This window comes from Polaromonas sp. P1_G4 (genome assembly GCF_056405475.1).
Map to the genome: position 1 here is coordinate 1 of NZ_JBFUCA010000108.1, position 10,497 is coordinate 10,497.

General features: G+C 63.0%; 8 protein-coding genes. 7 read left to right on the forward strand and 1 reads right to left on the reverse strand.

Annotation, left to right across the window (positions count from 1 at the left end):
• Nucleotides 1-114 precede the first annotated feature (114 nt).
• Genes AC1D1X_RS07660 through AC1D1X_RS07675 form a run of 4 tightly spaced genes read left to right on the forward strand, consistent with a single transcriptional unit; the run spans nucleotide 115 to nucleotide 5,634 of the window.
• A complete protein-coding gene (locus AC1D1X_RS07660; protein WP_477668577.1) occupies nucleotides 115-1,104 on the forward strand; it encodes a carbohydrate ABC transporter permease in 990 nt (329 codons plus the stop codon).
• Nucleotides 1,105-1,114: 10 nt separating this feature from the next.
• Entirely contained in the window at nucleotides 1,115-2,170 is a 1,056-nt protein-coding gene (locus AC1D1X_RS07665) for a carbohydrate ABC transporter permease (RefSeq protein WP_477668576.1), read from the forward strand.
• 14 nt (nucleotides 2,171-2,184) lie between these two features.
• Complete coding sequence (locus AC1D1X_RS07670; protein WP_477668575.1) at nucleotides 2,185-3,186, forward strand: ABC transporter ATP-binding protein; 1,002 nt, start codon at nucleotides 2,185-2,187, stop codon at nucleotides 3,184-3,186.
• 33 nt (nucleotides 3,187-3,219) lie between these two features.
• The gene (locus tag AC1D1X_RS07675) at nucleotides 3,220-5,634 is read left to right on the forward strand and encodes a TIM-barrel domain-containing protein (protein ID WP_477698078.1); all 2,415 of its coding nucleotides are present in this window, start codon (nucleotides 3,220-3,222) and stop codon (nucleotides 5,632-5,634) included.
• 556 nt (nucleotides 5,635-6,190) lie between these two features.
• On the opposite strand, the gene AC1D1X_RS07680 is transcribed toward AC1D1X_RS07675, so the two are convergent.
• On the reverse strand, nucleotides 6,191-7,096 hold the full coding sequence (locus AC1D1X_RS07680; RefSeq protein ID WP_477698079.1) for a LysR substrate-binding domain-containing protein: 906 nt from the start codon (nucleotides 7,094-7,096) through the stop codon (nucleotides 6,191-6,193).
• A 176-nt stretch (nucleotides 7,097-7,272) separates the two neighbouring features.
• Between AC1D1X_RS07680 and AC1D1X_RS07685 the strand changes: the two genes are divergently transcribed.
• The 3 genes from AC1D1X_RS07685 to AC1D1X_RS07695 all read left to right on the forward strand — a co-directional run.
• Nucleotides 7,273-8,247 (forward strand): Bug family tripartite tricarboxylate transporter substrate binding protein, encoded by a 975-nt coding sequence (locus AC1D1X_RS07685; protein WP_477668572.1) that lies wholly within the window; start codon nucleotides 7,273-7,275, stop codon nucleotides 8,245-8,247.
• Nucleotides 8,248-8,352: 105 nt separating this feature from the next.
• Entirely contained in the window at nucleotides 8,353-9,780 is a 1,428-nt protein-coding gene (locus tag AC1D1X_RS07690) for an MmgE/PrpD family protein (RefSeq protein ID WP_477668571.1), read from the forward strand.
• 182 nt (nucleotides 9,781-9,962) lie between these two features.
• The coding region (locus AC1D1X_RS07695) for an ABC transporter substrate-binding protein (protein WP_477698080.1) at nucleotides 9,963-10,497 on the forward strand (535 nt) is incomplete at its 3' end.

A 10,497-nucleotide genomic window follows, 5' to 3' on the forward strand; every position in this document is an offset into this window, starting at 1 on the left:
GTGCGCGCCTCCCCCCTTGCAGGGGGCGACACCTGCGGCCTGGCGGAGCCAGTTCCGCGGTGTACCTGGCGTAAGGCAATGTGCTGGTGGCGTCATACATAGATCGGAGTCGGTATGTCGGTTTTCTCAGCTTTCCTGGGCTTTTTGTTCAACCTGTTCGAGCCGGTTTTCCGGCTGGGCCAGAGATGGCTGGGTGCTTCGCGCATAGGCTGGCTCTTTGTCGGGCCCAACCTGGTGGTGATCAGCCTCTTCACCTTTTTGCCCATCGTGGTGAACCTGGTGTATGCGGTGACCGGCGGGGTGAACCTTCTGCCCACGCAACGGCCTTTCACCGGGCTGGAGAACTTCGCCATCCTGCTTGAATGCCGCGACTACACCGACCTGCAGACCTGCCGCACCGACATCTTCTGGCGCTCCATCGCCAACACGGTGAAGTTCAGCCTGATCCAGGTGGCCTTGATGGTGTTCTTCTCGCTGGTCACGGCCCTGGTGCTGAACCGGAAAATCATAGGCCGCGGCTTTTGGCGTGGCGTGTTTTTCTACCCGGTGCTGCTGTCGCCGGTGGTGGTGGCGCTGATCTGGAAATGGCTGCTGCAAAGCCAGGGCGTGTTCAATGCCGGCCTAGTGGCCATGGGCGCCTCACCGATGGACTGGTTGCTGGACCGGCACTGGGCATTTTTCTGGGTGGTGGTGGTATCCATCTGGGCCCACATGGGCTTTTACACACTCATTCTGCTGGCCGGCCTGCAGGCCATCCCGAAAGACGTTTACGAAGCCGCCGAGATGGACGCCGCGCCGCCGTGGCGTGTGCTCAGGCGCATCACGCTGCCGCTGCTCATGCCCAACCTGATCGTGGTGCTGGTGCTGGTGATGATCCGCGCGGTGCAGAGCTTTGACGAGGTGTTTGTGCTCACCGGCGGCGGCCCGGGCTCGGCCACCACCTTCATCGTGCAGTACATCTACCAGACCGGTTTTGCCGAACAGATCCACCTGTATGGCCTGGCTGCCGCGGCCTCGCTGATCCTGGCCGCCGGCCTGATGGCCCTGACGCTCGCGCAGCTGCGGCTGTCCAAAGCCGGCGAGGCCGGAAAAATCAGGAAGTAAGGAAAAAGCGATGGCCAATTTCTTTACCCGTACCCAGGGTCACAAGCACGGCGGCACCCGCCTGCATTGGACCGACTGGGTCTCCTACGCCTACCTGCTGGCAGGCCTCATCGTGATGTTCGGCCCTGTGCTGTGGCTCGTGATGTCGTCGTTCAAGACCGAAAGCGCGCTGAGCCAGTTCCCGCCGACCTTTCTGCCCTACAGCCAGAAAGAAGCCGTGGTGACCGGTTACGACAAGCCCCTGCCGCTGTTCCGCGCCAAGGATGAGCAGGGCAACATCCGCGAACTGGCCCAGGTGCGCCGCATCGGCCTGGTCGCCACCATGGTCGACCCCGCGGCGCCGCAGACCGAACTGCGCGTGAACATCAACGACCGCAAACCGGTGAATGAACTCAAGTTTGCCGGCGGCAACTACACCGAGCTGTTCGGCAAGTTCGCCTTCGGCACTTACCTTTGGAACAGCGTGTTCATCACCGTGGTAGCGACCATCCTCACGCTRCTGTTCAATTCGATGGCGGCCTTCGCGCTGTCCAAGTACCAGTTCACCGGGCAAAAGACGGTGTTTGTGCTGATCATCGCCACGCTGATGATTCCGCCCACCATCATTTTGGTGCCGGCTTTTCTGGTGATCTCGGAACTGAACCTCTTGAACAACCTCTGGGGCGTGATCCTGCCCGCGGTGGCCACGCCCACGGGCGTGTTCCTGCTGCGCCAATACATGCTGACCATTCCTGACGAGCTGCTCGAGGCCGCCCGCATGGACAACGCCAGCGAGTGGCGTATCTACTGGAAGATCATCCTGCCCCTGGCTGCGCCGGCCATGGCGGTGCTGGCCATTTTCTCGTTCATGTGGCGCTGGAACGATTTTCTCTGGCCGCTGATCGTGTTGTCCAAGTCGGAGCACTTCACCTTGCAGCTCGCGCTCAACGCCTTCCAGGGCGAACTCAACACGCAGTGGCACTACCTGCTGGCGATGACCGTGATCACCCTGATTCCGATCACCCTGGTCTTTGCCTTTCTGCAGAAATACATCGCCACCGGCATTGCCAGCGCCGGCGTCAAATAAACCGAGGACTCTCCGTGGCCACTCTTGAACTTGCCAGTGTCGTCAAAACCTTTGACAAAATCACCATCATCCATGGCGTAGACCTGACCGTTTCCGACGGTGAATTTGTGGTCTTCGTCGGCCCCTCGGGCTGCGGAAAATCCACGTTGCTGCGAATCATCTCGGGGCTGGAGCCCGCCAGCAGCGGCGACATCTGCATCGACGGCAAGCGTGTCAATGACGTGAGCGCTGCGCACCGCGGCTGCTCCATGGTGTTCCAGTCGTATGCGCTGTACCCGCACATGAGCGTCTACGACAACATGGCCTTCGGCCTGGAGAACCTGGGTGTGGCCAGGCCGGTCATCGAAAGCAAGGTCAACGCCGCCGCCGCCATGCTGCAGCTCACGCCGCTGCTGCAGCGCAAACCCACCCAGCTCTCCGGCGGCCAGCGCCAGCGCGTAGCCATAGGTCGCTCCATCGTGCGCGAACCCAAGCTTTTCCTGTTCGACGAGCCGCTGTCCAACCTCGATGCTGAACTGCGCGTTTCCATGCGCGCCGAGATCCGTGACCTGCACGCCCGCTTGGGCGCGACCATGATTTACGTCACCCACGACCAGGTCGAGGCCATGACCATGGCCGACAAGATCGTGGTGCTGCGCGCCGGCCGCATCGAGCAGGTTGGCTCGCCGCTGGAGCTGTATAACCAGCCCTGCAACCAGTTCGTGGCCGGCTTCATCGGCAGCCCGCGCATGAATTTCGTGCCGGTGGCGCAGATGCCTGGCGCCAGGCCCGGAGCCCACACCGTGGGCATCCGGCCCGAACATGCGCAACTGTCCAACGACGGCCCGCTGCAGATGAAGGTGTCGCAGGTCGAGCAACTGGGAAGTACCAGCATTCTGCATGGCCACGTGGTGCCTGACGCGCCTTTTGAAATCATCCTGAGCGGGCAGACCAACATCCAGCGCGGCGACACCGTCAAGGTGACCGCACCTTCGGAGCACCTGCATTTCTTCGACCAGAACGGCTTGCGTCTTTGAACCTGCGCCACACGAAACATTGACCAGCCGACCATGCGCCTTGACCAAGCTCCCACTTTCGCCCTGCAATCGCGCAGCGGCAACCACCTCGTCCTGAACAGCACCAGTGGCGCCACGGCCCACATCTGGGTGCTCGAAGAAGACATCGTTCGTGTGCTGGTGCTGCCGCAAGGACGGCTGCAGATGCCGCGCAGCTGGACCGTGGCGCCTGGACTTGAAAACTTGCCCGTTGAAGGCCGCGACCGCTTCGACGTGAGCGGCTTTTCGCTGCCCGCATTCGAACTCAAGGAAGAGGGCTCACAACTACAGATCACCACAGGCGCCGTGCGCCTGACCATCGCGCTCGAAGGCTTCTTTTGCCGCTGGGAAAGCCGGCAACAGGGCCGCTGGCAGGCCACCGCCGCCGACCGTTCCACGCAGAGCTACAACTTCGGCTGGTGGGACGAAAAGGTCTACCACTACCTGCAGCGCGAACGCGGCGAAGCCTACTTCGGCCTGGGCGAGCGCGCCGGCGACGCCAACCGTGCCGGCCAGCGCTACCGCATGTGCAACCTCGACCCCATGGGCTACAGCGCACGCAGCACCGACCCGCTGTACAAGCACATCCCGTTCTACATCACGCGCAAAGGTGGTGAAAAAGACGCCGGCCTGTGTTTCGGTTTGTTCTACGACACCTTGTCCGATTGCAGCTTCGACATGGGCCGCGAGATGGACAACTACCACGGCCACTACCGTTACTTTGTGGCCGACCACGGTGACCTGGATCTGTATTACATCGCCGGTGACGACCCGGCCGCCATCACGCGCCGCTACACCTGGCTCACCGGCCGGCCCATCTTCCCGCCGCGCTACGCGCTGGGTTATTCAGGCTCGACCATGAGCTACACCGACGCGCCCAATGCCCAGGAGCGCATGGGCGAGTTCCTTGAACGCTGTGAAGAGCACGACATTCCCTGCGACTCGTTCCACCTGTCGTCGGGCTACACCTCCATTGGCCCGGGCCGCTACGTCTTCAACTGGAACCGCGAGAAGTTTCCCGACCCTGCGGTCTTCGTGCAGAGCTACCTCGACCGCGGCGTGCGCCTGGTGCCGAACATCAAGCCCGCGCTGTTGCGCGACCATCCGCGTTTCGAGGAAGCCCGCCAGGCTGGCCTTCTTGTCAACGACCCGGATGGCCAGCCCACCGCCATACAGTTCTGGGACGGCACAGGCGCCTACCTTGACTTCACCAACCCCAAGACCATCGCTTGGTGGAAGAAGCAGGTGACTGAGCAGCTGCTCGAATACGGCATCCCCGCCACCTGGAATGACAACAACGAATACGAGATCTGGAGCGACAAGGCGCTGGCCCACGGTTTCGGCGCGCCGCGTCCCGCGCGCGAGGTGCGCCCGCTGCAGACCCTGCTGATGATGCAGGCATCGCACGCCGCGCAGTCCGAGTTCGCGCCCGCGGAGCGGCCCTACCTGGTGTCGCGCTCAGGCGCCGCCGGCATGCAGCGCTATGTGCAGACCTGGTCGGGCGACAACTACACGGCCTGGGAAACGCTGCGCTACAACATCCGCATGGGCCTGGGCCTGGCGATGTCGGGCGTGTCCAACACCGGGCACGACATAGGCGGTTTTTCCGGTCCTGCGCCGGGGCCCGAGTTGCTGCTGCRCTGGGTGCAGCACGGCATCTTCCTGCCGCGCTTCAGCATCCACTCATGGAACGACGACGGAACCGTCAATGAGCCCTGGATGTACCCCGAGGTCACGCCCCAGGTGCGCGAGTTGATCCGCCTGCGCTACCGGCTCATGCCTTACCTGTATGACCTGGTGTGGCGTTACCACCGCGCCTACGAACCCATCATCCGGCCGACGTACCACGACTTCCCGGAAGACACGCACTGCCTGGAAGAAAACGACGACATGCTGCTGGGCGCACATTTGCTGGTGGCCTCGGTGGTCGAGCCCGGCCAGACCGAGCGCCGCGTGTGGCTGCCCGGCACCGGCGGTTGGTACGAGGCGCACACCGCGCGGTACGTGAAAGCCGGCCAGCGGATCACGCTGAATGCGCCGCTGGATGGTCCGCCCCCATTGCTGGCACGCGAAGGCTGCGCCATACCGCTGAATCTGGGAGAAATCCATTTCGCAGCGGTCGAAGATCTGCGCGGCTTCCAGGTCTTTCCCCATCAGGGTGCGGGAAGTTTCGAAGCAAGCTGTTTTGAAGACGACGGCCATAGCCAGGCCTGGCGTAGCGGTGCTTATGGGCAGTGGCGCCTGCGTGTTGATTGCACCGAGCAAGGCCTGCGCATCGCGGTGTTCCGTGAGGGCGCACAGCCGCCTGTGCAAGACAACCTGGTCTTGCTGTTGCCGGCAACAGAGCAACGCCCGCTTAGCTTTGACGGCGGGGCGCTGGTGCAGGATCAGCTCGAAGGCGCCTGGAGGCGGCTGACGCTGAAGCTTTGACCCTATACGAGGGAAATGTGTCCTGGGCCGCTGCGATCCCGGGCAGCGGATCACCAGCCTTGGCGGTATGCCGTGACGGTGAAACACGATGGCCGGAGTTCTGGCACGTCCTTTGCATGCTGTCCTGCAGTGACGACAATTCACTACGGAAGGCTTCAAATGTTGGCCCTTATCATGCGACCCCTTGCATCTGTCGGCTTGGCGGCCGCTTTCACCACAACCGGCCTACATGCCTCAGACGCTGCCGCCGACCGCCCGGTCAGTCCAGTCAGCCAAACGCAAACCCTGCGTGTGCCGGACCACAATGTCAAACCGGTTAACGCGGCCAAAACCAGGGCCGAGGCAAAACGCACGCTGGGTACGAACCCGGCGATGCCACTTTGGGAAGGCCCCTGGGGTCCTCACCATTGAGGTGGACTTCGACGGAATTTGTAACTTGGCCCATCGCACTCTCCGGCGTCTCTGGTGTGATTGGCCTGGAGCGGCAACTTTGCGCGTTGATCAGTCTCCTGGCCCACGCCGCCTCCGCCTCATTCAGCTGGCCACCGCCGGAGCCTCAAGGGGCAGGCGGCGACTGGCTCGTCAACCACTGGCGCAGTGATTGGATTACGGGCGCCTTGGCGCGCTCGTTCGTCGTCACCAGAAAGTAACTGCGCGGCGAAATAAAGGGCTTGTCATTCAGCTTGACCAGGCGCCCGGTCTGCAGCGCCGATGCGCTCACATAGTCCGGCGCCAATGCGACACCCAGACCGGCCTCCGCTGCCGTCAATGCAAGCGACAGCAGACCRTAGTGGGCACCCGGCATCGGGACTTCTACAGACGCGCCCAGCTGCCGCAGGTAGGCCGGCCATGAGTTGGGCACCATGCTCTGGTGCAGCAAGGRCAGCGCTGCCATTTGTGTGCCCGTCAGCGGCGCCGCCAGCCGGCTCAGCGTGGGCGCCGCAAGAGGAAAGGAGTGCAGGGGGTGTAGCAGGTCGGCCACGCAGCCGGGCTCCGGCCCTTCGCAGTAGACGATGGCCGCGTCCAGCCCCGAGTCGCGCATGCTGATGGGCCCGGTATGCGTGGCCACGTCCAGCTGGATCTGCCGGTGCGCGATGGCGAAGGCGCACAGCCGTGGCATGGCCCACAGCGTGCCAAAGGTGGTGGGCACGGACAGCCGCAGTATCTTGCCTGGCATGGAGCCCATGGACGCGGCGATGGTCGCTGACTCCAGCTCGTCCAGCAGAGTTCGCACCCGCCGCAGGTAGCTGGCACCGTCAACCGTCAGCTCCATCCCGCTAGTTGTGCGCCGGCACAGTGCAACGCCGACAAAGCCCTCCAGGTCCGATAGCTGGCGGCTCACCGCGCTTTGCGTCAGACCCAGTTCATCGGCTGCGGCAGTGATGCTCAAGCGCCGTGCAATCACCTCGAAGGTGTTGAGGTTGACGATGGAGGGCAGGTGGCGCTGCGTTGGATATTTCATGGCGGTTACGGCCATTATTGGCATGGCATCCGTTCGCCCGCAATGAAAAAGGCTATGCAGGCATGAAATAAATGCAGGGGGGTATGCGTTTATTCCGTTGGACAGGCCGGCGCGCATGTCAGATATTCAGGGCGCCGCAGTGGGCGGCCCCTCAAGAACAGAAGTTGGAGTCACAGATGTCGAAATTTCAAGCGCGCCTTGTACTGCTGCTGGCGGCGGCCACGCTGGCTGGCACCGCCCTGGCGGCGGATTGGCCCGCCACCCAGCCTATCAAACTGATCGTGCCCTCGGCCGCCGGCGGCACGCCCGACCAGACCAGCCGAAAACTGGCCTACTACCTTCAGGACAAACTCAAACAAGCGGTGATCGTCGAGAACCGCCCCGGCGCGGCAGGCACCATTGCCATGCAGGCGGTGGCCACCGCCAAGCCCGACGGCTATACGCTGGGCTTCGGCAATATCGTGACCATGGCCATCAACCGCAGCCTGATTTCCAAGATGCCCTACAACCCCGATAAAGACCTGGCGCCGGTGGCCGTGCTCTCGCAGGTGCCCAATGTGCTGGTGGTCCGCCATGGCCTGCCCATCGCCTCGGTGCGTGAACTGGTCATCTATGCCAAGAGCCACCCGGGCAATCTGACCATGGGTTCCGGCGGCAACGGCACCACCAGTCACCTCAGCGGCGAAATCCTCAAGGAAAAAGCCGGCATCAGCTTCAGCCACATTCCCTACCGCGGGGCCCCGCAGGCGCAGACCGACCTGATCGGCGGGCAGATCGACTTCATGTTTGACAACCTGCCGTCCATGGTGGGCGCGATCCAGTCGGGCAAGGTGCGTCCGCTCGCGGTTACCAGTAAACGTCGCTCGGCGCTGCTGCCCAATGTGCCGACCATGGAAGAGGCGGGCATTGCAGGCTTCGAGGTGGTGGCATGGGGCGGCATTGTGGCACCGACGGGCACGCCTCGGCCCGTGATCCTGCGCCTGAACCGTGAGATCAACAACTGGTTGCAGGCACCTGCGACCAAAGCCGAATTCGCGCAAGTGGGGCAGGTCGCGCTCGGGGGAACCCCCGAGTTTTTCAAGACGCATATCGACAGCGAAGCCAAAAAATGGGGTGACGTAATCCGCAACGCCGGAGTAAAGCTCGACTGAGCTTGCCTTCTCGCGTAGACCTGCTGCTGCGTGTCTGCCGTTCGTTCCATACCCGGCTGCGCTGATAGGCGCAACCACATACCAAAACAGACCCCAAGGACAAGCATGCTCAGTTCCCCCGTCCCCGCTACCCAGGTTCTCGCGCACTGGGCTGCCACGGTTCCCAATCAATGGGGTGAATCCACCCTGCGCACGGCGGAGCACTCCCTGGAGGACACCATTGCTGCCATGGTGGCAGGTGCTGGGGACCCGGTTTGCGCCTCGGTACGGGCGGGATTGCCTGCCACGGGCCCAGTCCCGGTGGTGGGCAGCAGCACCGGAACTTGTGCCGCCTTCAGTGCGCTGGCCAACGGCACGGCCGCCCATGCGCGGGAGCTGGATGAGATGTTTCTCGTCGCTGGCGGTCATTTTGGCTGCGCCGTGATCCCAGCCATCCTGGCGCAAGCCCACGAGATTGATGCCACGCTCGATGCGGTTCTGGATGCACTGATCGTCGGAAGTGAGGTGATGGCCCGCGTCGGGATGGCGATGGACCGGTCCCATGCCGAAAAAGGCTGGCATGGCACCCAAACCATTGGTGTAATTGCTGCCGCAGCCGCTTGCGCCAGACTGCTTGGGCTGGGAGTCGGCGGGATGACACACGCCCTCAGCTTGGCCGTTTCCATGGCAGCTGGACCCAAGGTCCAGTTCGGCACCGACACGAAACCCGTGCATGCCGGACTGGCGGCGCAAGGTGGTGTGTTGGCCGCATCGCTGGCGGCATCGGGCGTCACCGGTAGCGATACAGCCCTGGAAGGCCCGCACGGGTTTGGCGCACTCTACGCCGGTGGCTCTGCGGCCGACTGGCAGTCCGTGGCTGCGGTCAGTGACGGCCCGCTGGCGATCGACAGCCATGGCCTGGCGTTCAAGCTGTATCCCAACTGCGCGTCCACGCACCGCTGCCTGGACGCATTGCATGCCCTCGCAACCGAACATGGTTTTGGCCCGGAAGCGGTGGAGCGTGTTGAAACCCTGGTCGGGCGCGTCAACCTGGTGAACCTCAAATACCCAGAGCCCCAGGGTCCCCGCGAGGCCATGTTCTCCATGCCCTACGCGGTGGCAACGATGCTCCGTTACGGCACGGTCACGTTGGCCGACTTCACGCCGCAAGCGGTGCATGACGATATGACCCGGCGCCTCATGCCACGCGTCGCAATGCACCTGGACTCGACACGCGTAGAAACCGCAACGCAGCTGCTTCCCCACACCACGGCCGTGATCTTGAAGGACGGACGACGCCTGGAGCGTGTGGTTCACCACGCCAAAGGGTCATTCCTGAATCCGTTTTCGCCGTTGGAGCGGCAAATCAAATTCGAGCAATGCACCACGGGCATCCTTCCGGAAGAGCGTTTGGCACCGCTTCGCGACAACCTGGCTCGACCGCAAGGCGTCAAGGTTCGCCAACTGCTGGCGCTGCTGCAGTTCGAAGCCCGGGTCGATGACGGCACGCGTTTCGGCCGTCCACGAGGAGGCGGGTCGAGCCCCCTTCCCTGATCCATGGAATCCAGCCCTGCTCAGGCGGGCCCGAACCCGACGGTTCCCCCGTCCGGATCACAGTCGAAGCGGCGCTGGCAACGGAGAGTCCGCGTTTGGAAATGACCGTGTTGCAGCAGGTTGACAACTGATCGATACCCAAGTCCGTCAGATTCGCGGCACAAAAGGAAGCTCTCATCATCATGCACAACCGTTGTTTATCGTCGGCTTTCGCCAAGGCCCTGATGGCACTGGCCGTGGGGGCCCTTGTGACGGGAGCCGGTCCGGTACTCGCCGCAGAGATCATAGTGGGCCAGGTCGGCCCCATGTCAGGGCCGGAGGCCGGTCAGGGCCGCGCTTACGCCGCCGGCATGCAATTGCATTTCAACGCCATGAACAAGGCCGGCGGCATCAACGGTCATAAGTTCACACTCTTGCGCAAGGATGATGGCGGGAGGCCCGACGACACGGTCACTTTGACCAAGCAGATGATTGCTGAAGATAAGCCGCTGGTCCTGGCCGGCTACTTTGGCGGCAAGAATGTTGCAGACTTGGTGTCTGCGGGAATTTTGGCAAAAGAAAAGATCGCTCTGGTGGGCTACCGTACTTCGGAGATTCAGCCGGACACCCCCTACCTGTATAGCGTGCGGGCAGGCCTGCGCGACGAGATTTCCAAACTCATCGAGCATTTGGCCACCATCGGGATTAAGCGCCTGGGGCTTTTCCATGAGGCTGGGC